This is a genomic window from Microbaculum mangrovi, assembly GCF_051390635.1.
In the GTDB taxonomy this organism is placed as follows: Bacteria; Pseudomonadota; Alphaproteobacteria; order Rhizobiales; family Tepidamorphaceae; genus Microbaculum.
The window spans coordinates 247,290-267,542 of the sequence record NZ_JBPODT010000003.1; the positions used below are offsets into that span (position 1 = coordinate 247,290).

23 protein-coding genes and 1 tRNA gene are annotated in these 20,253 nt (G+C 61.8%); 12 read left to right on the forward strand and 12 right to left on the reverse strand.

The genetic code is table 11. From position 1 onward, the window contains the following. Positions 1 to 183: 183 nt before the first annotated feature. The 6 genes from ACSF9G_RS13895 to ACSF9G_RS13920 all read left to right on the forward strand — a co-directional run bounded on the left by ACSF9G_RS13895 (position 184) and on the right by ACSF9G_RS13920 (position 5,745). Positions 184 to 1,320, forward strand: coding sequence for an extracellular solute-binding protein (locus ACSF9G_RS13895; RefSeq protein ID WP_436642599.1), 1,137 nt, complete (start codon positions 184 to 186; stop codon positions 1,318 to 1,320). Positions 1,321 to 1,472: 152 nt separating this feature from the next. Then, positions 1,473 to 2,564 (forward strand): ABC transporter ATP-binding protein, encoded by a 1,092-nt coding sequence (locus tag ACSF9G_RS13900; RefSeq protein WP_436642601.1) that lies wholly within the window; start codon positions 1,473 to 1,475, stop codon positions 2,562 to 2,564. 4 nt (positions 2,565 to 2,568) lie between these two features. Beyond that, entirely contained in the window at positions 2,569 to 3,603 is a 1,035-nt protein-coding gene (locus ACSF9G_RS13905) for an ABC transporter permease (protein ID WP_436642603.1), read from the forward strand. A 16-nt stretch (positions 3,604 to 3,619) separates the two neighbouring features. Next, positions 3,620 to 4,468 (forward strand): ABC transporter permease, encoded by an 849-nt coding sequence (locus tag ACSF9G_RS13910; protein ID WP_436642605.1) that lies wholly within the window; start codon positions 3,620 to 3,622, stop codon positions 4,466 to 4,468. A gap of 80 nt (positions 4,469 to 4,548) precedes the next feature. Next, complete coding sequence (locus tag ACSF9G_RS13915; RefSeq protein WP_436642607.1) at positions 4,549 to 5,256, forward strand: hypothetical protein; 708 nt, start codon at positions 4,549 to 4,551, stop codon at positions 5,254 to 5,256. Between the two features lie 45 nt (positions 5,257 to 5,301). Beyond that, positions 5,302 to 5,745 carry a PaaI family thioesterase gene (locus tag ACSF9G_RS13920; RefSeq protein WP_436642609.1) on the forward strand — a complete coding sequence of 148 codons (444 nt, stop codon included), beginning with the start codon at positions 5,302 to 5,304 and terminating at the stop codon, positions 5,743 to 5,745. On the opposite strand, the gene ACSF9G_RS13925 is transcribed toward ACSF9G_RS13920, so the two are convergent. Together ACSF9G_RS13925 and ACSF9G_RS13930 are read right to left on the reverse strand one after the other, a co-directional pair. Then, positions 5,742 to 7,820, reverse strand: a complete 2,079-nt coding sequence (locus ACSF9G_RS13925; RefSeq protein ID WP_436642611.1) for a methyl-accepting chemotaxis protein — start codon at positions 7,818 to 7,820, stop codon at positions 5,742 to 5,744. The two genes, ACSF9G_RS13920 and ACSF9G_RS13925, sit on opposite strands and share 4 nt — an antisense overlap. Positions 7,821 to 8,160: 340 nt before the next feature. Next, entirely contained in the window at positions 8,161 to 8,763 is a 603-nt protein-coding gene (locus ACSF9G_RS13930; RefSeq protein ID WP_436642613.1) for a tetratricopeptide repeat protein, read from the reverse strand. Between the two features lie 165 nt (positions 8,764 to 8,928). On the opposite strand from ACSF9G_RS13930, the gene ACSF9G_RS13935 reads away from it, so the two are divergent. The 4 genes from ACSF9G_RS13935 to ACSF9G_RS13950 all read left to right on the forward strand — a co-directional run bounded on the left by ACSF9G_RS13935 (position 8,929) and on the right by ACSF9G_RS13950 (position 13,184). After that, entirely contained in the window at positions 8,929 to 9,657 is a 729-nt protein-coding gene (locus ACSF9G_RS13935) for a DUF1045 domain-containing protein (protein ID WP_436642615.1), read from the forward strand. 637 nt (positions 9,658 to 10,294) lie between these two features. Then, positions 10,295 to 11,521, forward strand: coding sequence for a class I SAM-dependent methyltransferase (locus ACSF9G_RS13940; RefSeq protein WP_436642617.1), 1,227 nt, complete (start codon positions 10,295 to 10,297; stop codon positions 11,519 to 11,521). A 163-nt stretch (positions 11,522 to 11,684) separates the two neighbouring features. Then, positions 11,685 to 12,515, forward strand: a complete 831-nt coding sequence (locus ACSF9G_RS13945; RefSeq protein ID WP_436643257.1) for a transglutaminase-like domain-containing protein — start codon at positions 11,685 to 11,687, stop codon at positions 12,513 to 12,515. A gap of 477 nt (positions 12,516 to 12,992) precedes the next feature. After that, positions 12,993 to 13,184, forward strand: coding sequence for a hypothetical protein (locus tag ACSF9G_RS13950; RefSeq protein ID WP_436642619.1), 192 nt, complete (start codon positions 12,993 to 12,995; stop codon positions 13,182 to 13,184). A gap of 347 nt (positions 13,185 to 13,531) precedes the next feature. Here ACSF9G_RS13950 and ACSF9G_RS13955 read toward each other — a convergent pair whose 3' ends face one another. The 10 genes from ACSF9G_RS13955 to ACSF9G_RS14000 form a co-directional block, all read right to left on the reverse strand. Further along, a complete protein-coding gene (locus ACSF9G_RS13955) occupies positions 13,532 to 13,744 on the reverse strand; it encodes a cold-shock protein (protein WP_436642621.1) in 213 nt (70 codons plus the stop codon). 358 nt (positions 13,745 to 14,102) lie between these two features. Beyond that, entirely contained in the window at positions 14,103 to 15,419 is a 1,317-nt protein-coding gene (gene nhaA / locus ACSF9G_RS13960) for a Na+/H+ antiporter NhaA (RefSeq protein WP_436642623.1), read from the reverse strand. A 212-nt stretch (positions 15,420 to 15,631) separates the two neighbouring features. Beyond that, positions 15,632 to 16,900 (reverse strand): PAS-domain containing protein, encoded by a 1,269-nt coding sequence (locus ACSF9G_RS13965; protein ID WP_436642625.1) that lies wholly within the window; start codon positions 16,898 to 16,900, stop codon positions 15,632 to 15,634. A 203-nt stretch (positions 16,901 to 17,103) separates the two neighbouring features. Continuing rightward, positions 17,104 to 17,262 (reverse strand): hypothetical protein, encoded by a 159-nt coding sequence (locus ACSF9G_RS13970; protein WP_436642627.1) that lies wholly within the window; start codon positions 17,260 to 17,262, stop codon positions 17,104 to 17,106. Further along, positions 17,259 to 17,600, reverse strand: coding sequence for a hypothetical protein (locus tag ACSF9G_RS13975; RefSeq protein WP_436642629.1), 342 nt, complete (start codon positions 17,598 to 17,600; stop codon positions 17,259 to 17,261). The genes ACSF9G_RS13970 and ACSF9G_RS13975 overlap by 4 nt, the downstream gene beginning before the upstream one ends. A gap of 11 nt (positions 17,601 to 17,611) precedes the next feature. Further along, positions 17,612 to 17,761, reverse strand: a complete 150-nt coding sequence (locus ACSF9G_RS13980; protein ID WP_436642631.1) for a hypothetical protein — start codon at positions 17,759 to 17,761, stop codon at positions 17,612 to 17,614. Positions 17,762 to 17,764: 3 nt separating this feature from the next. Further along, positions 17,765 to 18,025: a hypothetical protein gene (locus ACSF9G_RS13985; RefSeq protein WP_436642633.1), complete on the reverse strand. Its 261-nt coding sequence runs from the start codon at positions 18,023 to 18,025 to the stop codon at positions 17,765 to 17,767. Between the two features lie 42 nt (positions 18,026 to 18,067). Beyond that, complete coding sequence (locus ACSF9G_RS13990; protein WP_436642635.1) at positions 18,068 to 18,301, reverse strand: hypothetical protein; 234 nt, start codon at positions 18,299 to 18,301, stop codon at positions 18,068 to 18,070. An 88-nt stretch (positions 18,302 to 18,389) separates the two neighbouring features. Beyond that, a complete protein-coding gene (locus tag ACSF9G_RS13995) occupies positions 18,390 to 18,548 on the reverse strand; it encodes a hypothetical protein (protein ID WP_436642637.1) in 159 nt (52 codons plus the stop codon). 653 nt (positions 18,549 to 19,201) lie between these two features. Further along, positions 19,202 to 19,276: transfer RNA gene (locus ACSF9G_RS14000), tRNA-Thr, on the reverse strand. A gap of 108 nt (positions 19,277 to 19,384) precedes the next feature. Between ACSF9G_RS14000 and ACSF9G_RS14005 the strand changes: the two genes are divergently transcribed. Both ACSF9G_RS14005 and ACSF9G_RS14010 read left to right on the forward strand, forming a co-directional pair. Next, positions 19,385 to 19,555 carry a hypothetical protein gene (locus ACSF9G_RS14005; RefSeq protein ID WP_436642639.1) on the forward strand — a complete coding sequence of 57 codons (171 nt, stop codon included), beginning with the start codon at positions 19,385 to 19,387 and terminating at the stop codon, positions 19,553 to 19,555. Between the two features lie 223 nt (positions 19,556 to 19,778). After that, on the forward strand, positions 19,779 to 20,249 hold the full coding sequence (locus ACSF9G_RS14010) for a DUF2948 family protein (protein WP_436642641.1): 471 nt from the start codon (positions 19,779 to 19,781) through the stop codon (positions 20,247 to 20,249). Positions 20,250 to 20,253: the final 4 nt, after the last annotated feature.

Consider the following 20,253-nt stretch of genomic DNA (forward strand, 5'->3'; position numbering starts at 1 on the left):
GCATCCCTGATCCGATGACTTTTGTATCGCGTTGTCCACAAAAGATGACAGCGACGCGATACCTGTCATACAGTTGTTGATGCTGGCTGTTAACGCGGCAAAGAACGCGCGGTCATCTCCCTTTCGGCGACGGTGTCCGCGCCTTCAGAGCCGTATCCAGCCGCTTCATCGGGAGGCATAAAGATGACCAACATAAATCGCCGTACAGTTCTCAGAGGGACCGCCGCGACCGGCGTGGCGCTCGCCATGCCGGCCATTCTGAAGGCCGGTGACGCGCTTGCGTCTTCGGGCACCGTCAACGTGTTCGCCTGGGGGGACTACGTTCAGGACAACATCAAGGACGCCTTCGAGAAGGCGACCGGCATCAAGGTCAACCTGTCGACCTACGGGTCCAACGACGAGGCCGAGAACAAGCTGCGCGCCGCCGGCGGCAAGGGCTTCGACGTGATCTTCCCCTCCGTCGACACCGGCCCGAACTACTACAAGGACGATCTGCTGGGGGCGATCGACGAGTCGAAGTTCAACGTCGACAAGGTGATCCCGTCCATCTACCGCGCCTCGATCAACCTGGGCGCCACCAACCGCGGCAAGCGCTACCTCATCCCCTGCGACTGGGGCACCGAGGCGATGACCTGGGATTCGGAAACCAGTCCGGACCTCAAGTACGGCACCATCTCCTACGGCGACATGTGGAAGTCCGACATGGCGGGCAAGGTCGCCGTTCGCCAGAAATCGGTTCTGGTCAGCCTGGCGATCTACCTCGACGACATCGGCGAGGTGAAATCCGACCGTGCCATGGACCTCTACAAGTCGGAAGACGACTGCCGGCGCGTGTTCGAGGCCGTTACCAACTATGCCATCGAGCGCCGCGGCAACATCGGCGCCTTCTGGAACAACGCCACAGAGGCGACCGCCGCCTTCACCGACGCCGGTTGCACCATCGGCCAGACCTGGGACACGACGGGCATCCTGCTGAACCGCGAAACCAACCCGAAGTGGCGCTACACCATGCCGAAGGAAGGCGGACTGGGCTGGATCGACACCATGGCGATCCCGTCCGGCTCGGAGAACGTCGACCAAGCGTATGAGTTCGTCAACTTCATGCTGACGCCGGAAGCCGGCGGCATGTTCGCCAACAACACCGGGTACAACTCGGCCGCCGTCGACGCCGACCAGCATCTCGACGATGCTCAGAAGACCGCCTTCTCGATGGCCTATCCGGACGCCGCCGCGATCGACAATCTGTGGTGGTGGCCGGCACAGACCGACTTCTTCGGCGCGCTGCGTACCGAGTATGTCGAGAAGTTCACCAACGCCTGACGCGATACCGGGGCCGGTCTTGAAAAGGGGCGGCCCCGATTTCCCACCGGTTGCCGGTCCGACGATCCGGCGGGCAGCCCTCGCCGGACATTCGACGTCTGACCATCGCATGCCCGGGCAAGAAACGATCGTGGGTTCGAGGGGGAGCTGCGATGCTCGGTAAAGGCAAGAACGTCGTCCTCGACGGCGTATCCATGGTCTTCGGCACGTTCACCGCCGTCCGGGAAACCGATCTGGAGATCGGCGCCGGGGAGTTCTTCTCGATCCTCGGCCCGTCGGGCTGCGGCAAGACCACCCTCCTGCGCATGATCTCCGGCTTCCTCGAGCCGACGACGGGCCGCGTCCTGATCGGCGGAGACGACATGGCCGGTATCGGGCCGAACCGCCGTCCGACCGCGCTCATCTTCCAGAACCTCGCGCTGTTTCCCCTGATGCCCGTCTGGGAGAATATCGCCTTCGGGCTCGAGGCGCGCGGCATGCCGACGAAGCAGCGGCGCGAGCGCGCGATGGAGCTGATCGATCTCGTCGCCCTGCGCGGCCAGGAAGACAAGCTGCCGGGCGATCTGTCCGGCGGCCAGCGTCAGCGCGTGGCGATTGCCCGAGCGCTTGCCGTCGAGCCGGCGGTGCTGCTGCTCGACGAGCCGCTGTCGGCGCTCGACCTGAAGCTTCGCCAGCACATGCGCGCCGAGCTCAAGGCCATCCAGCGCAAGACCGGCGTCACCTTCATCTACATCACCCACGACCAGGGCGAGGCGCTGACCATGTCGGACCGCATCGCCGTCATGAACCAGGGCAGCGTCGAGCAGGTCGATACGACGGACGTCCTGTACGACAACCCGGCTACCCCCTTCGTCGCGACCTTCGTCGGAGAACAGAACGTTTTCCGCGGCAAGGTCGCCGAAGTTGCCGAAGGCTTCGCCGTCGTCGAAGGGCCCGACGGCCGCCTGCGTGGGCGCGTCCGCGAGGGCCTGTCGAAGGGCGACGACGCCATAGTTTTCGTTCGCCCAGAGCGGATGCAGTTCCTGAACGGGGCCGGTCTCGACAACGTCGTCACCGCCAGGGTCGATCGCCGCGATCTGGAAGGTCCCTTCGTGAACCTGTTCCTGAAGCGCGACGCCAACGAGATCATGGTCCATATCGTCAATTCCGGCGCCGCGGGCCGCGATCTGGATGGCGAACAGAGTGTCGGCTTCGCCTCCGCCGACGCGCTGGTGCTGCCCGCGGGCGAGCTGGCGAGGGACTGAAAACATGAGCGCGCTCGTCCGCACCTACGGCCGCACGCTGACCGGGACGTTCGTCTTCCTGACGGCTGCGTGGTTGCTCGGCATGATCGTCATCCCGCAGCTCTTCATGATCGAGCGCTCGCTCTGGGTGCGGCAGGAATCGACCCAGTTGTCGCTGGAGATCGACCGGCTCTACAACGAGGTCTCGCTATTGCGGTTCGACGCGCAATCCGCGGCCGGCGCCGACAAGCCGGCCATCGAGGACAAGATCTCCGGCATCGAGGAGCGGATCGCCGAGCTGGAAACCCAGGAAAAGGAGCCGCAGAAGGTCTATACGCTTTCCAACTACTCGCGCATGTCGGGGCTGCATTTCAGGATCTTCGTGCGCACCATCATCTACGCGGCGATGGTGACGGTGCTGGCGCTCGTGGTCTGCTATCCGATTGCCTTCGCCGTCGCCCGGGTCGCAACCCCGCAGGCTGCCGCCTTCCTGATGCTCGGGCTGATCATCCCCTATGCGATCAACGAGCTCCTGCGCGTCTACGCCTGGCTGATGATCCTCGACTACCAAGGCGTGCTGAACACCTTCCTGGACTGGATCGGCGTCACCAATCTCGCCGCCAAGCAATGGATTCCGTTCCTGGAATCGCCCGCGGCCGTCTTCGTCGCGATGGTCTACACCTACATCCTGTTCATGGTCTTCCCGATCTACAACACGCTCGAGACGCTCGACCGCAACCAGCTCGAGGCCGCGCGCGATCTGGGCGCACCGAGCTGGCGCATCCACTGGCGCGTCGCCATCCCCCACGCCAAGCCGGGCATCGCGGTCGGCTGTATCATGACGTTCATGCTGTCGGCGGGATCGTACTCGGTGCCGCAGATCATGACGCGCGGCACGTCCGGCGACTGGTTCAGTCAGACGATCTACAGGCAGTTCTTCGAATCCAACAACTGGAACGTCGGCGCGGCCTATGCCTTCACGCTGCTGGTCGTCTGCATCGTCTTCATCTTCCTGATGATGCTGGTCTTCCGCGTCGGCGTGCGCGACATCGCCCGGTGAGCGAAGGGGCAGCAAGATGACAACCGCCACCGTCGCAGCCCCTCCCACGCCGATCCGCCGAACCCGCGAGGGCCGCTGGGCCAGTATCGTCCTCACCGCCTACATGGTGGTCTTCTTCATCTACCTGTTCGCGCCGCTCCTGGTGATGACGCTCGCAGCGTTCAACGCCTACGACTATCCCTCGGTGACGCAGTGGCGCGGCTGGACCCTGAAGTGGTTCGACGAGCTCGCCGGTGACGAACGCATCCTGCAGGGATTGTGGAATTCGATCCTGGTCGGCGTCGGCGTGATCGCCGTGTCCATCCCGATCGGGCTGTCCGGCGCGTTCATCCTGACGCGGCTGCAGTCGCGCTGGAACGGCGTACTCTACGGCGTGCTCGTTTCGCCGATCCTGACCCCGGGCATCATCCTCGGTATCTCGACGCTGATCTTCTGGCGCAACTTCGAGGTGCCGGGAGGTCTGTTCCTCGCCATGATGGCCCAGGCTACCTTCATCGCCTCCTATTCGATGCTGATGTTCATGGCCCGTCTGCAACGCCAGGACCGGAGCCTGGAGGAAGCGGCGCTCGACCTGGGCGCCTCCAGCTTTCTGGTGTTCCGGCGCGTCACGATCCCGTTCCTGGCGCCGACCATCTTCACCGCCGCCGTGATCGCGTTCCTGCAATCGATCGAGAACTACAACACCACCGTGTTCGCGATCGGCGGCAACTGGACGCTGGTTACCGAGATCGGCTCGCGATTCCGCTTCGGCCTGTCGCCGGTCATCAATGTCATTGGCGTCATCTTCGTCGTCCTCACCGTCATCGCCGCGACGATCTACGTCATGCTCAAGGAGCGCGACCGCAAGGCGCGGATGGCGCGGTAAGGCAGGAGCCCCCCGCAGCACCGTTTGCGTTTTTCGGCCGTCCCGGCTTTTCTCTTCGTCATGACGAAGGGGATACGCGAATGCGCCTGACGTTCCGCTGCCTGCCGGGCTTCGAGGACATCCTGCCCAGGCCGGTGCCCGCCCGGACCGGGTTGCCGGACTGGCTCAAAGCGATGCCGTCGACGGCCGTCAGCGAAACGCTCGGCGGCATCGAGGTGCGCACGCTCAAGCACTGTCCCCCGCTGCTCGACGCCTTTTCGACGGGTGTGCTGCTGCCGCTCGCCGCCGACCTCACAGTGAAGGACGGCGAACTCGGCTGGAACTGGGAGGCGCCGCGCGTGCCCGGCCTGCGCCACACCCGTTCGCCCGTCGGCCTGCACGTGCCCGAGCAGGCGGCCGGCGCGCCGCTGCAGGCGGACGACAATCGCTTCGTCGTAAAGTTCACCAACTTCTGGGCGCTGGAGGTGCCGGAAGGCTGGTCGGTGCTCTTCACCCACCCGCTCAACCGCGAGGACCTGCCGTACCGCACGCTCGCCGGGATTGTCGATTGCGACCGGTTCTCGGACGGTTTCGTGCATTTCCCCGCGATCTGGACCGACCCGGATTTCGAAGGCGTGCTGCCGAAGGGCACACCCGTCGCCCAGGCAATTCCCATTAGGCGCGAGGCAATCGAGATCGTCACCGAGACGATGGACGCCGCCCGTCTTGACGCCCATCGCACCATTGAGGACGGTCTGTCGGAAGACCCCGGTCTTTATCGCAAGTCCTTCCGTGTCGGGCCGGCCTGAGCCGGCCTCCCTTCTCCATTCGAAATTTCGGACCAGGAATTCCTCATGGAAAACATGCTCGAGTTCGGCCGCCAGATCCTCGCCGCGCAAGGGTTCAGCCGCCTGTTGAAGGCGGAACTCGTGAGCTGGAGCGAGGATCTTACCGAACTGCGCGTGCCGTTGAGCGAGGATACCAAACAGCATCTCGGCATGACCCATGGCGGCGTCATTTGCTACGCCGCCGATAACGCGCTGACCTATGCCGGCGGTGCGGTGCTCGGAGCCGGCGTCGTCACCGGCGAGCTCAAGATCAATTATATTCGCCCGGCGATCGGCTCGGCCCTGATCGCCCGCGCCTCGGCGCTTCATGCGGGCCGCACCCAGGCGGTCGTCCGTTGCGACGTGTTCGTCGTCGATGGCGAAACGGAGAAACTCTGCGCAACGGCACTCGGCACCATCCGCAAGGTGGAGGGGGCGGGGGACGGATCGCCCCCCGCCCATCGGTCCTAGGCCGCGCGGACGCGCTCGACGAAGCCGTTGACCTCGGTGCGCAGCTGTTCGGACTGCTGGGCCAGCTCGCGCGCCGCGCTCAGCACCTGCTCGGCCGAGGTGCCGGTCTCGCTCGCCGCCGAACTGACGCCGGCGATGTTGGCGCTGACGTCGCCGGTGCCCGCCGAAGCCTGCTGAACGCTGCGGGCGATTTCCTGCGTCGCCGCGCCTTGCTCTTCCACCGCCGAGGCGATCGTAGACGAGATCTCGTTGATCGACGTGATCGTCTGGCCGATCTGGCGGATCGCCTCCACGGCATCGCCGGTGGCCGTCTGGATGCTGGAGATCTGCTGGCCGATCTCCTCGGTCGCCTTGGCGGTCTGGCCCGCGAGCGCCTTCACTTCCTGCGCCACGACCGCGAAGCCCTTGCCGGCGTCACCGGCGCGGGCCGCCTCGATCGTCGCGTTGAGCGCAAGCAGGTTGGTCTGCTCGGCGATCGTGTTGATCAGTTCGATCACGTCGCCGATCTTCTGCGCGGTGTCCGCCAGCCCTTCCACCATGGCGTTCGTCTGTTCGGCGTTCGCCACCGCGTTCTGGGCGATCTGAGCAGCCTCCTGCACCTGACGGCTGATCTCGGAGATCGAGCTGGACAGCTCTTCCGCCGAGGAGGCGACGGTGTTGACGTTGGTCGAGGCTTGCTCGGCCGCCGCCGAAACGGTCATTGCCCGGCTGTTGGTCTCCTCCGCCGTGGACGTCATCGACTGGGCGGTGGATTCCATTTCGCTCGCCGCCGAGGAGACGATCTCGACGACGCCGCCGACGCTGGCCAGGAAGGAGTCGGCCAGCTCGTTCATGGCCTTGCGCTTCTCCTCCTGGGCAAGCCGGTCGCGATCGGCCTGTTCCAGCTGCAGCCGTTCCATCTCGACGGCGTTCTGGCGGAACACGTCGACGGCCTCGGCCATGGCGCCGATCTCGTCCTGGCGTCCGAGGCCCGGAACCGCGATCTCCTTGTTGCCGTCCGCGAGCGACGCCATGGCGCTGCGCATCGCTTCCAGCGGCCGCGTCACGCGGCTGATGATCAGCCAGAAGGCCGCGGCGACCACGACAAGGGCGATGCCGAGGATGACCATACTGACGATCATGGCGCGCGAACTGCTGCCGGCCGTCTCGGCTGCGAGCGTTTCGATCTGCGCGCCGGTTGCCCTGCTGAGCGTGAGGATGGTGTTGATGCCCGCCGTGGCAGCACCGACCCATTCGCTAGCCGTCAGCGGATAGGGATCGCCCGCGGCACCGGCCGCCAGAATGGCCTGGCGGGTCTTGCCGAGGTCGCCGAAGAAATCGCGGCGAACCGTCTCGATCGCGCTGGTGACGTCGGCCGAGACCGGAACGTTGTCGGCGACCGCCTGGACGGTTTCCCAAGCGTACTCGACGCGCCCGCGCCGGCTTGCCACCGTTTCCAGGAACGCGTTGCTCATCGGCTTGCCGCTGGCGATCGCCGCGCCGATGCCGGCGCGTTCGCGGCCGGCGAACTCGCTCATCACCCAGATGGCGTCCTTCATGCGCTGATACTGCGCCATCCGTGCCTCCGCGGTGTCGAGAGACAATTCCAGTGCGCGGCGCAGCGTCTGCGTCGCCTCGATCACACCGGTGATGGTCGTCAGCCATTCTTCGGCCAGTTGCGGATCGCGCTGGGACAGCGGCATCTGCAGCGCGCGATCCACCTCCGGCCGGAGCGCCGCCACCCTGGCCAGGGCCTCTTCCGTCGTGGCCAGGTTCGTGTCTGTCCCGGCAAGACGCTCCAGGGCCGTTTTCAGGTCCGTGTCGGCGAGCTGGCGCTGCTTGTCGATCGCCGCGCGCCGGTCGCTGCTGACGGGTTCGCTCGCGCTCAGCGCGGTCATGCTGATACCGCGTTCGATCGCCCAGTTACCGGCGCTGCCGAGCAACAGGTCGCCGATCGTATTGGTTTCCTCGGTCTGCATCGCGCTGGAGCGCTGTCCGGCCATGTCGAATGTCATCTGTCCGGCAAGGCCGATGACGGCGAGCCCGAGAAGCCCGGTGATCGCGAGCAGGATATTTCTGAGCGATAGTGATTTCATAAGTCCCCCCGAATGCTGTCCGTCAACGGTGACGCCATAGCGCGGATTGAAAGTTATTCGCCGATTTATTGGGGGTGTATATTGAAATAATAGTTAATGCCAAAAGTATTCATAGTCGAAACAATTAGCGGAGAATCGCTCGGGAAAGCCTAGGACTGGCGGGGCGCGAGGAAAGTCCGCAAAAAATGATATGGCTAAATACTTTGGGCGTGGGTATGCCGGGCAAGACGAGCGGAATGATTTCCAAGCAGTATTTCAAAACATATATTATTATAAAGATTGATAAATAGGATAATCGAGATTGATGATTGTCAATATGAGCGCAGTATGCAGTATACAGCTATAAAAGGCGCCGCCGGTCGAGCGGAAGCCGGCCGCGTGCCCCCTGGCTCATCGCCTTCAGGATTTCGGGCCGGAGGCCGGGCGCTTCCCGATAGAGCGCGCCGAACAGTTTCCGCGCTGCGTCGACCTCGCCGAGATCGCGCGCCGCTTCGGCACGACCCAGCCGGATCGACGGATCGCCGGGCCGCACGGACTCGGCCAGCTCCAGATGGATCGCCGCCGCTTCCGCCCTGCCGAGACGCAGGCACAGGCGCGCCGCATTCAGGCGCGCGTCCGGGTCGTCCGGCACGGCGGCGAGATAGGTCTCGAATGCGCCGAGCGCGTCGGCCTCCGCGCCGCGGTCCATCAGGGACGCGGCGTACTCGAACCGTGCATTGGCGTGATCGGGGGCTGTCGCGAGCAGGCGCGCCAGTCGTTGTTCGGCCAGCGCCGGCTTGCCGAGCCTCTTTTCCACCAGGGCGAGATTGTAGGCGAGGGAAACGTCGTCCGCGCGGCGCTCCAAGCAGGTGAGGAGTACCGTCTCCGCGCCGCGCCAGTCGCCGGCGCTAATCGCCGCCGCCGCGTCACGCAACAACTGGTCGGTACCGGCTCGGTCTGGCACGATCGCAGCCCCATCAATCCTTGGCGGATTCTACCGGAAACCGCCGATTGCCGCGACCCGTCTCCGGTCGCGTATGGCCGTCATCGCGCTGTAATGCCCCGTGGATACCGAGTAGGATCGGTTCGCATCCCGGCGGACCGCGTGACCCGCGTGAGGAGACTGTGCGTGCGCTACGCGATCTACTTCGTTCCCGATCCCGATACCGACCTGGCCGAGTTCGGTGCCCGCTGGCTAGGCTATGACGTCGAGACCGGAACCACCTTCGCCGCGCCGATCGTCCGCGGGCTGGAGGCGGAGAGCTGGGGCGGCCTCGTGTCGGAGCCGGCCCGCTACGGCCTGCACGCGACCCTGAAGCCGCCGTTCCGGCTCGCCGAGGGGCGCAGCGAAGGCGAGCTGGTCGAGGCGCTGCGCGGGTTCGCCCGCACGGTCACGCCGGTACGCATTCCCGTCCTGTCGCTGAAGCACCTTCGAGGTTTCTTCGCCCTGATGCCGGCGATCCGCGATGAGCAGGCCGAGGCCCTGTCGGCGCGCGCGGTGCGCGCCTTCGACGATTTCCGGAAGGCGCCCACACGCGCCGAGATCGCGCGTCGTCAGGCCGCCGGCCTGAACGCGCGCCAGCAGGCCAATCTCGAGCGCTGGGGCTATCCTTATGTGTTCGACGAGGCGAGCTTCCATATCACCCTGACCGGCAGGACGGATGCCGCCCGGGCGGCGGACACGGAAGATATCCTCACGGATTTCTTCGAGCCCCTTATCGGCCGCGCCCTGTTCGTCAACCGTGTCGCCCTTGCCGTCGAGCGCCAGCCTGGTGTCCGTTTCGAGGTCCTCGCGGCCACCACCCTTGGCCATCCGCTCGCCTATACCCATCGGGCCGTTCAGCTCGACGCGATGTAGTGCGGGCGGATCTCCGTGACACCGGACGCATAGCGCCGCGCGGATGCGCGGATCGGTGAAGGATTGTCTGGAATGGGGATGGGAGACCGAAGTCGCGACAGGTAGTCTCGCCGATTGGATCCGGCGTACTACACTGTCGACTTCGCCCGGGCGCTCCCGGCCTCAAACGTCAAGGGCCGTGGAACAAACGTGGCCGCAGTACATCCGTGCTGGCCGCGTCCCGGCTGTTGCGGCGGTGACGTCCGCGCAAACCAGCCTGTTCGTCCGGGATTGAGTGTAATATGGGGCTCGATCCGCCGATTGCAAGGGGCAGCATCCGCTGGCTTCATCTTTAAAGGCAATTCTGGAAAAACTGGTGCGCACTCCCGGCCGGAACTCGGCTATCGGGTCAACGACCTGAACCAGACCTTCGTCGGCGGGCTGCGCATCCAATGCCGACAGATCCCGAATCCAAGCTCTTTCATCGCTTTTGCAATCGCGCTTGAACTCGACGCAGGATTGCCCGCACGGATCAGTATTCTTAAGATGCATCGTTGGCTGAAGACACGGGGCCAATTACGCGGCTGGCGTCGAACATCGCACTTGGACCACTAGCTGGATCCAGATACTCGAGTTACCAAAGTTCGAGCCGATCGAAATGATGTTTGCAGCAATTCTCAGATCCATCGTCCGGGACGGCAGTCTCTGCGTTATCGATTCCGCCGGCGTGTCACATGCGATCGGCGACGGTTCCCCTCCGGTAGCCACATTGCGCCTGACCTCGAAAGCGAGTGAATACACCCTTGCCCTAAATCCGGCTCTGTCGGTCGGCGAAGCCTACATGGACGGACGGCTGGTGATTGTGGATGGCAGTCTCTACGATTTTCTTGACGTGGTGGCGCGCAATTATGGCCTTTCCGGAAGCAACCCCTGGATTGATTTGCTTGAACGGCTGGGCAGGCGGCTGAAACAGGCGAACCCGATCGGCCGGGCACGGCAGAACGTGGCGCATCATTACGATCTCTCATCGGAGCTCTATGACACCTTTCTCGACCGCGACCGCCAATATTCCTGCGCCTACTTTGCGAATCCGGATGATTCGCTCGAAGCGGCACAGGAACGCAAGAAGCTGCATATCGCGGCGAAACTGAAACTTGATCGGCCCGGGCTGAGGGTTCTGGACATCGGATCGGGATGGGGCGGCCTCGGCTTGTATCTTGCCGAAACGTTCGGGGCCGATGTGACCGGCGTCACCCTGAGCACGGAACAACATGAGCACAGTATGCAGAGGGCGGCTGCTTCACCGGCCGGTTCGCGCGTGCGTTTCGATCTGCGCGACTACCGTGAGGTGGAAGGCCGGTTCGACCGGATCGTCTCGGTGGGGATGTTCGAGCATGTCGGCAAGAGAAATTATGCCGAATTCTTTGGCCGCATTCGTGCGCTGCTAAATGAGGACGGTGTCGCTTTGATCCACACGATCGGCTATTCCGACGCGCCGGCGCCGATCAATCCGTTCATCCGCAAGTACATTTTTTCCGGCGCCGATCTTCCCTCGCTGTCGGAGATGGTCTCGGCGGTCGAACCGACCGGACTCCTTGTCGCCGACGTGGAGATCCTGCGGCTGCACTACGCCGAGACGCTGCGTCACTGGCGTGAGCGCTTCATGGCGCGAGCCGCGGAAGTCAGTGATCTCTATGACGAGCGCTTCGTGCGCATGTGGGAATACTATCTGGTGCTCTGCGAGATCGGCTTCCGACGACGCACGAACGTGGTTTTCCAGATGCAGCTTACCAAGCGTCTCGATGTCCTGCCGATGACGCGGGACTACATTGTCCGGCTCGAAGAAAGTTCCGTTTCGCAGCGGTCACTAACATCGGTTGGCTAGATGAGTCTCACGCTGGGGTCCGCGCCGTCGCAGCACACATCAGCCGGTGGCAGTTGGGCCAACTTTAGGCGCGGGCATCCCTTGCAGCGACGCCGCACGAGATGAGAAGCTGAAACCTAGCCACATCCCAGGTCGCAGGAGTCTCATGTCGAACGGCCATGCAATGCTGATCCGATACGGCTATGAAATCTCCATAACCTGCGCGGAACCAACGCCGATAGTCTGTCTTCTAGGGGTGCATCCCGAAAGGGCTGCTGACGTGCGATCGGCGGAGGAGATGGTCACGCGGCCGAAGGTCGCGATCACCACATACCGGGATTTATACGGCAATTGCTGCCGCCGCCTCGTGGCGCCGCCGGGCGATTTTTCCCTCTCGGGGGATGGTACGATCGAAGATCACGGGGAACCCGATCCGGTCTATTGGGATGCGGCCGAAATTCCTGTTGCCGACTTGCCGGACGACTGCCTCGTCTATCTGATGGGCAGCCGTTACTGCGAGACGGACAGGCTGAGCCAGATCGCCTGGGACATCTTCGGGCATGTCGGTCCAGGCTGGGGTCGCGTGCAAGCAATCTGCGACTTTGTCAACCAGCATATCAGCTTCAATTATATGAACGCCCGCGCCACCCGGACAGCATTCGACGCCTATCAGGAGGGCATCGGGGTATGCCGCGACTATGCGCATCTCGCCATCGCGTTCTGCCGCTGCATGAACATCCCGGCGCGCTACGTCAACGGATACCTCGGCGATATCGGCGTCCCCGTCCTTGACCCGATGGATTTCAGCGCGTGGATCGAAGTGTATCTCGGCGGCCGTTGGATGACGTTTGATCCCCGCAACAATGTGCCGCGCATTGGACGTATCGTCGTCGCGCGGGGGCGCGACGCCGTGGACACTCCGCTGATAAATTCATTCGGCCCACATGTCCTGAATTCATTCCGCGTGTGGACATACGATATCGATAATGTCCCTCCGTCCTTTGCAAGTTGTTGAACCGGCCAAGGTCGCCGGGACAATCCCGACGTTTTCTGGCGCCATGGCAACTCATGGCGCTGAACGACAGTCGCAAATGCCGTGATGCAAGGTCCACTGTTAGCCGGTTTGCAGATTTTGTTTCGGCGCTGCGGCGAAGGGCGAAAATGACAATTGAGCGCCATCGCGAGGGTTTCCCCCTGTCATATAATGACGCGCTCGACATTGTCCGGCGTGAGCGCCGAGCCTCGGCAATCTCACACCGGCCGACATCTACTTCGGATGCGGTCAAACAATCCTGTTGGAACGACAAAGGATCGAGCGAGACACCAACAACCCGCGGTGCTTGCTGCGCCGCGAGGCGGCCGCCTAGAATGCCAACCCCGACGAGCCGGAGCCTCCAATTGATCCGCTTGCACGCTACCCAAAGCCGTAGACGGCGGACAGTAGCTGAACTCGCATTTTCATCATCTCTCACAACCACTTGGAGAAGATCAAATGGGCGCACAAGAACGCTGGGACCAAAAGATGAACGCCGAATTCAATCCCGGATATTCGGCCCCCGATTATCCCCATACGGATGCGCGAGTTGCCAATGCCGCGGAGTTTGCTGCCTTTCAGCTATTCAAGATTCGTGAGGCCATGGAGGGGATCAGGGAGTCGCTTGGCGAAATCGCCAAGAACCGTTGAGGGCCCACCAATGAGTGGGGGCACGCCTGGTTTCGACATCACTTCGTTCCATAACTGGAACGCGGTCCAAAGCGGCATTTCGGCCTCGAGAATGTTGTCGCCCTCCAAGGGTGGGGGCGGAGGGGGGCTTCATCCGGTTCTTATTCGGTTCGCGCTTGGGTGGCGGCGGCTTCGCAATTGGCCTACCGGTCGCCGCAAACTAAGTTCCTATTCGCGGCGGCCGCTCACGTGTCGGCGCCATCCGGACCAGCTCCCGTGTCGCCTAACAAAAAACCCGGCGGACCGATGCCGCCGGGTTTCAGATCTTCGGACGCCGGCTCTGCCGGACGCCGTTGAAGCGATTGCGTTCAGGCAACCATTTGTACGTTGCTGGCCGCCGTCTTTCCGCTGCGCGGATCAGTCTTCACATCGAAGTTGAGCTTCTGACCTTCAGCCAGGCCGCGAAGGCCTGCGTCTTCAAGCGCGGTCGCATGGATAAAGACATCCGGCGAGCCATCTTCCGGCTGAATGAAGCCGTAGCCGCGAGACGAGTTGTAGAATTTCACGGAACCCGTTTTCATGGGATCTTCCTTTACTTGGAGCGCGAACGTGCGCCATCGGCCGCGCGACAACCGCGCGGCGGATATCCGAATTCAGCTATGTCTTGGAGGGAAATCCCGTTGGGGACAGCCTGCAAGTCAGGCCAAGAGCGAACGATAATTAGATATTTCACTTTGGTATAAAAGTCAATCCGAATTATCAATTTTTAGAATATATTGAGAAGTCTGAAATTTTTTCAATCTATTGACGATTAATAGTATTGTCAGATCTAAAAAACTTTTGAGGTTGTGATAAAAATTAGTGAGATATCGGAATTAAGCTAGGCCTTCAGTCCGTTTCCTGTCCCCAAAGGGGGCGATCGATCAGCCGGACGGGAAATCAAGTTGCCGGTCTGCGGGACGTCAGCCAGACCAGCATCGAAAGGCCAAGGGCGGCCGAAATCACCGACCCGAAGAGAATCCCGATCTTCGCCGCATCGATCATCGCAGGGGAATAGGCCAGGCCAGCGATGAACACCGCCATCGTAAAGCCGATCCCGGTCAAGAATGCCCCGGCAGTCATGAAACGCCAACTCAGGTCCGGCACCTTTGTTGCCAAGCCGATGCGGGCGGCAAGCCAGCTGAAGGCCAAGACGCCGATCGGTTTGCCGAGAACCAGGCCAACAAAGATCGCCACGGAAACCGACTGCCCCATGTCGGCGGCGGAGATCGATACGCCGGCATTGGCCAGCGCGAAGATCGGCATGATCACAAATCCCGCCCAGGGATGAAGCATCAGCTCCAAACGCTCCACCGGCGAAAGCGACTCGGTGACGGCTATGCCCGCCCTTCGCAAGTCGCGACGGTCGGCGTTATCTCCGCTCCAATGCTCGCCGACCGGGTAGGAGAGCACGCGTTCGAGAATGCCGCGCAACCGCGCATCGCTCACCCATGCTCGTGTCGGTGTCATCAGGCCGAGAACGACGCCAGCTACCGTCGCATGGATGCCCGAGGCATCGATGAACAACCAGATTATGCCTCCGAAAAGAAAATAGAGGGGGATGCTCCTGATCCCGACGCGAGCCGAGGCAGCAACTACGGCAAGCCCGGCGATCCCGAGGCCGAGCGCACCCCAATTCAAGGCCTCGCCGTAACCCACCGCCACGACCAGGATGGCCCCGACATCATCGAAGATTGCCAGGGACAGCAAGAACAGTCGCAGACTGGGCGGGATGCGATTGCCAAAGAGTGCGAGGCACCCGATGACGAAGGCCGTGTCGGTCGCCATCACGGTCCCCCACCCGTGCGCCCCGGGCTTGCCTGTCATGAATGCGAGATAGAGAAATACGGGAACGAGCATACCACCGACGGCACCGGCCAAAGGCAACGCCGCCAAGCGGGGGTGCCGCAGCTCGCCGAGGACCAGCTCTCGCTTGAGCTCCAGGGCAATGACGAAGAAGAAGAACGTCATCAACCCGTCATTGATCCAGTGCTGCAGCGATCGGCTGAAGTCCCATGGGCCGAAATGGAGGCCGATCGGCGTCTCCCAGAAGGCCAGGAAAGGACCGGACCACGGCGAGTTGGCCAGGGCCATTCCGGCGGTTGCCGCAAGGAGCAGCAGAAGGCCGGTCGCGGCTTCGACCTTCAGGAACCGCGCAAAGGGTACGGTGAACCGGTCGGCCAACTCATGCGGAAGATCTGGATTGTCCACCGCCATCTTGCCGGTGTCCTTTCAATTTGCACTGTTCTCCGGTCCGGACATCACGACGTATCCCACCGCCTGCGAATTCACTGTCCGATGGGTGCTTGAGCGAAGATACCTTCCACCGCGCCCCGTTTCAGTCGCGTGCGTCGTCCTTGTAGTCGCACAGAAAGCGGGCGCTCGGTTCGGTGCATTCTCTTCCGTCAAGCCGCCTTTTCCGAATCCGGTTAGTGCAAACGCTCTTTCAATCGTGAGAGCACCTCTTCCAGGATCGAGATCGCTTCGCGCCGGTCCCGCTTCGTCAGATCAACGAGCACGCGCAGGCCGTCGCGTTCCCGAATGATGACCCTGTCGTCCTTGGCAAGCTCATCATAGGTGTCGACGATCCTGTAGCTGTTGATCAGTCGCGCAAATCCTTTCAGCGTGATCGGCGGCTGAGGTTCGGTGAGAACCACGTCTTTTACCAACGCATTCGTCTCGTAGGACAGGAGAATGCTCCCGGGTTCCGCGGCGGACTGAAGCCGAGCTGCAAGATTTACCTCGCGGCCGATAATCGTGTAGTCGAAGCGGTCGTGGCTGCCGAAATTCCCCACAGTGCAAAATCCGGTGGAGATCCCCATTCGGACATGAAATGGCCGCTGCAGGCCCCGGTCGCGCCATTCCTGCTCGAGTTCCCGCATCCGGCATTGCATCGATATCGCCATCTTGACGCACGTTTCGGCATCCTCTTTGACCCCCCTGGTTTCCGGGTCGCCGAAAAACAGCAGCATCGCGTCGCCGATGTATTTGTCGATGGTTGCTCCGTACCGAAAAGCGATTCCCGACATCTCGGACAAATAGTGATTCAGAACGTCCGTCAGTTCCTCGGGTTCCATGTCGTCGGTGGCTTCGGTGAAGGCGGCTATGTCCGAAAAGAAGACAGTAAGCTTCTTGCGCTTCGAGGGTATTTCCACATTCTGATCCCTCCCGAAAACCGATTGATAGATCTGTGGCGACAGGTATTTCGACAGTTTGGATGACAATGTTGCCAACTTCCGGTTGGTCTGTTCCGCTTGCCGCCTGCCTTCGAGAACGGCGCGCTCCGCCTGCTTCTGCTCCGTCACGTCGGTCATCACCGTGACCGTGCCTCCATCTACAGCGTCGCGACGCCACACCCTGTAGATCCGGCCATCGGGGGTATGGTCTTCGAAACTCTTGCTGGAGGGGTTCCGCAGCCCGTCCAGCCGATCCGCGATAAGCGCATCGACGTCGCCTTCGCCATAGTATCCTCTGCCGGCCAGCCAATTCAGGAAGGCGGCATAGGGTTCTCCTGGTCGAAGCAAGTCCAAGGGAGCGCCGTACATTTCTATTAAATTGTTGTTGCAGCATACAATATTCATATGCCTGTCCGTATAGATGAGTGCGCCGGTAATATGTTCTAGGACTACCTTTAATTGCTCCGCTGAATCAATTTCGTCTTTCAAGAAGGGTGCATTGATGGCTTGTCTCTGTTTCATGACAGGGAGTTTTCCCTTATTTAATTACATATTTCATTCGTTTAATAGAATTGTTGATTTTTATTATGTTAATATTATTTTTAGAATTAAATTATATTGGAAATCGAGATATATGTTTCTCTATATTCGGAGTAAATAATTAAATCCGAGCCGATGATTTAACTTGATCCGGGCGGACGTATTCTGCATTCCGGAGAATGTCACTATTTCAGGCCGAATTTCTGAGTGCCGGTCTTGCCCGACTGGAACATCTCGGACTGGCGAAGATACTTCGGTCCGGCGAGTTTTTTTGTTTTCTTTTCGGCAGCCTTCTGCTTCTTCGGTTCCTTGGCGCTGCGTTTCTGGCCTTTTGCCATGGTCATTCATCCTTGCTCGGTGGGGCTTGCGTATCTGTAGGGTTGTATGTCGGCGGCGCCAGCAGTCGCTCGAAGTCTTCCAATAGATTGGCGATGAGCGTTTTGCGCCGGGGGTCCTGTGCTTGCGGCGTTGCCGCGAAGAGCGTGAGCAGATAGCGCGCCTTCTCCACCGCCTGGCCCCAGTTCGCCGCTGGCGCGGAGACCAGGAATTTTTCGAGCTCTTCCTGGCGGGCCTTGAGCCTGGCGCCGTCGGCCGCGACCTCGTTGACCAGCCGCCGCAATTCGGTAGCCTTTTGCGCGACCATCCCGCGATGCTTGTCGAGCTCGATGGTGTGATACGTCATGATGGCCTCGATTACCAGGACAAGACCCCGGAACTGTTCATCGCTTCGATGGCGCCGTCTGGCACCAGCAGCAGGCAAATGCCTGTCATGACCACAATGGTCAGAAAGGAATAAAAGCAGGACGCCCGCTTGGCGCCGGTATCAAGCCGATCGAAGTGCATCGTTCACGTCTCCGTGGTTCGATTGTCTCGCTCTTTCTTGTCCGGCAGCAGCCGCGCCGCGCGGACGACCGGCGCCGCGATTGGAACGAGTTGGTAGGAGCTGGGGCCGCGTCCGGCCTTGGGAAGCACGATCGACGTCGATAGGACGCGAAAGGCGAGGAACGACAGTCCCTCAATGGCCTCTTCGACGGTAACCACCTCGTAGCTTCCCGCTGCCTGGTCGCGACCGAGGCCTTCGACGAAGAACGGCTCTGCGAATGTCACGATATCTCGGGAAACACGTTCGCCCACCTGAATTGACCGTTCCTAGGACTCGATGTCTATCAGCCAGCAGTCGACGTCCCGTTTCGCCTGGCCGGGGGGGAGGTTGTAGCGGCTCCCGACGGTGGTGATTAGATCGGCGGTCGTCGCTATGCGGGCGTAGTCGGCCGTGGTCAGCCGCTCCCATTTGGCTTGGGCTGCGCCAATATGGTGTCGAATGATCTGGCGACTGCTGGTTTTTCGAGCAGTCGTTCGGACCGGTTCAGTGTCATTGAACATCGAAATATCCACGCGTTCCGTTGTGATGTTTTGGACCGGGTGGCGGGGGCCGCTTCTCGCGGCCCCCGTTTCGGTTTCACCGGTCCGGCTACTTGCGAGGCGCTCCGTTCTGGTTCGCCTGTGCGCTCTTCGTCCCGGGCTTATCCTCGGGCTTCGGCGCGCCGACGGGCTTCGCGGCACCCGGATTATCGGGCGGGGCCTTCGTGGCGTCCTGAGCGGTTTTGATGGGCGTGTTTTCGGTAGCCATGATTCCCTCCTTTGGGGACAGGCTAGTAGAGCCACAGCACAGGATTGCGCTGAAAGGCTCGGCGCAGCAGTCAAACTGCGTCATGGGCAGCCGGACGCGTATCCGGCGCGCTCGGCACGCAGGCCGATGTCGACAGGTAACGCTGACCGGGTTTTATGTAATAAAAAAGAATGCTCTTTGTCTGCGAGGTATTATGCGTTCGTATTGCGCAGACGATCTGGCGCGTCTAAATCACGATTATAACCGAAATTCTTCGATTTTTGTTTGGGGGGCTGGGTCGTGATTATTTGCCGCCTAATGGCCGCATATGGGACTCGCATCGTAGATTGTCAAGTGGATCGATCGAGCGCCTCGTGTACTGACTTTGCGGAAACGGCCGGATTGTCCCCGTAAAGTTCACCCGAACCGACCCGGCGCCCATGGAAAAACCTGTTATTTCCCAATGAATGCGACCGCGACCGTTACGTTGACATCGTAGGGGGCGTTGGTTCAATCCCAGCCGCGCCCGCCAATCAAATCCGCGAACGTTATACGAACCATTCCACGGATTTTCCACGACTCGAGCGCGCGTGTTCCTGCCACGTTCTGCCGAACTAGGCCGAGCGGCGAGATGGCACAAAAGCAATAGTGTATTGATCTGTAAGGAGTTTTTGTGGTGCCCATGGCGTGGATTGAACACGCGACCTCTCCCTTACCAAGGGAGTGCTCTACCACTGAGCTACATGGGCGCCGGTGAAGCGGGCGGAAACTGCCACAGGGGGACGGCAAGCGCAAGCGTCCTAAGGGGCGTTCTTGCAAGACTTCCAAAACGGGGTGCGGATCGCCTAAATATAGGCATGACCGGCGACGACGCGAAGACATCCGAAAAGCCGAAAAAGGAGGCCCCGCAAGGGCGCGAGGAGCGGCTTGCCGCGGCGCTCCGGCAGAATCTTGCCCGGCGCAAGGCGCAGGGGCGGGCGCGGAAGACCGCCGGCGACGAAGGGCCGGACCGGCAATCGGGCGAATGACCCCAGAAGTGGACGAATGACCCCAGGGGCGGGAGGATGCCCTCAGGCCGGGAGAATGATGCAAGGGGCATCGCGGTGGCCTGACGCTTGAACCGGTGCCGATGCGCACCGATATCGGGTCTGGAGCGCCGTTGCGCGCCCCTTCCGAAGCCGCTAACACAGGGTGCGGGGCCGGTAATCCGAGGTCCCGAGCCGCTTTCGAGAAGCCGTAGCGTATCAGACCATGGGCAAGCTCAAGCTTTTCGCGCTCGATGCCGAGGATATCGAGGTCGTTTCCGCGCATTTGCAGGATGCGGTCACGCGTGTCGGCGATATCGCCTGGATGCCGGCGCAGAGGCGTTTCGTGGTGATCGTCAACCGGTTCGACTGGGCCGAGGAGGGCGCCACGCGCAATCCCGGCCATCACCGCCGCCGCACGGGCCTGCATTTCGAACGGGTCAGGGCGGTGCGCCGTCGCGGCATCCGCCAGGACAATCCCGACGCCGTCCTCAATCTGCTCGCGATTCGCTTCGAGGAAACCGACACGCCCGGTGGATCGGTGAATCTGGTCTTCTCCGGCGGGGCGGAAATCCGCCTCGACGTCGAGTGCCTGGAGGCGCAGCTGTCGGATCTTGGTCCGGCCTGGTCGACGGAGTCGGTTCCCGCGCACGACTCGTCCAAAGCCCAAGGCAAAACGCCGGGCGAAGGCGCGTGACGGG

What these genes read in the sequence shown, in the direction of transcription:
- ACSF9G_RS13895 (WP_436642599.1), top strand. Translation starts at nt 184, where the DNA reads ATGACCAACATAAATCGCCGTACAGTTCTCAGAGGGACCGCCGCGACC.
- ACSF9G_RS13900 (WP_436642601.1), top strand. Translation starts at nt 1,473, where the DNA reads ATGCTCGGTAAAGGCAAGAACGTCGTCCTCGACGGCGTATCCATGGTC.
- ACSF9G_RS13905 (WP_436642603.1), top strand. Translation starts at nt 2,569, where the DNA reads ATGAGCGCGCTCGTCCGCACCTACGGCCGCACGCTGACCGGGACGTTC.
- ACSF9G_RS13910 (WP_436642605.1), top strand. Translation starts at nt 3,620, where the DNA reads ATGACAACCGCCACCGTCGCAGCCCCTCCCACGCCGATCCGCCGAACC.
- ACSF9G_RS13915 (WP_436642607.1), top strand. Translation starts at nt 4,549, where the DNA reads ATGCGCCTGACGTTCCGCTGCCTGCCGGGCTTCGAGGACATCCTGCCC.
- ACSF9G_RS13920 (WP_436642609.1), top strand. Translation starts at nt 5,302, where the DNA reads ATGGAAAACATGCTCGAGTTCGGCCGCCAGATCCTCGCCGCGCAAGGG.
- ACSF9G_RS13925 (WP_436642611.1), bottom strand. Translation starts at nt 7,820, where the DNA reads ATGAAATCACTATCGCTCAGAAATATCCTGCTCGCGATCACCGGGCTT.
- ACSF9G_RS13940 (WP_436642617.1), top strand. Translation starts at nt 10,295, where the DNA reads ATGATGTTTGCAGCAATTCTCAGATCCATCGTCCGGGACGGCAGTCTC.
- ACSF9G_RS13945 (WP_436643257.1), top strand. Translation starts at nt 11,685, where the DNA reads ATGCTGATCCGATACGGCTATGAAATCTCCATAACCTGCGCGGAACCA.
- ACSF9G_RS13950 (WP_436642619.1), top strand. Translation starts at nt 12,993, where the DNA reads ATGGGCGCACAAGAACGCTGGGACCAAAAGATGAACGCCGAATTCAAT.
- ACSF9G_RS13955 (WP_436642621.1), bottom strand. Translation starts at nt 13,744, where the DNA reads ATGAAAACGGGTTCCGTGAAATTCTACAACTCGTCTCGCGGCTACGGC.
- nhaA (WP_436642623.1), bottom strand. Translation starts at nt 15,419, where the DNA reads ATGGCGGTGGACAATCCAGATCTTCCGCATGAGTTGGCCGACCGGTTC.
- ACSF9G_RS13965 (WP_436642625.1), bottom strand. Translation starts at nt 16,900, where the DNA reads ATGAAACAGAGACAAGCCATCAATGCACCCTTCTTGAAAGACGAAATT.
- ACSF9G_RS13970 (WP_436642627.1), bottom strand. Translation starts at nt 17,262, where the DNA reads ATGACCATGGCAAAAGGCCAGAAACGCAGCGCCAAGGAACCGAAGAAG.
- ACSF9G_RS13975 (WP_436642629.1), bottom strand. Translation starts at nt 17,600, where the DNA reads ATGACGTATCACACCATCGAGCTCGACAAGCATCGCGGGATGGTCGCG.
- ACSF9G_RS13980 (WP_436642631.1), bottom strand. Translation starts at nt 17,761, where the DNA reads ATGCACTTCGATCGGCTTGATACCGGCGCCAAGCGGGCGTCCTGCTTT.
- ACSF9G_RS13990 (WP_436642635.1), bottom strand. Translation starts at nt 18,301, where the DNA reads ATGTTCAATGACACTGAACCGGTCCGAACGACTGCTCGAAAAACCAGC.
- ACSF9G_RS13995 (WP_436642637.1), bottom strand. Translation starts at nt 18,548, where the DNA reads ATGGCTACCGAAAACACGCCCATCAAAACCGCTCAGGACGCCACGAAG.
- ACSF9G_RS14005 (WP_436642639.1), top strand. Translation starts at nt 19,385, where the DNA reads ATGACCGGCGACGACGCGAAGACATCCGAAAAGCCGAAAAAGGAGGCC.
- ACSF9G_RS14010 (WP_436642641.1), top strand. Translation starts at nt 19,779, where the DNA reads ATGGGCAAGCTCAAGCTTTTCGCGCTCGATGCCGAGGATATCGAGGTC.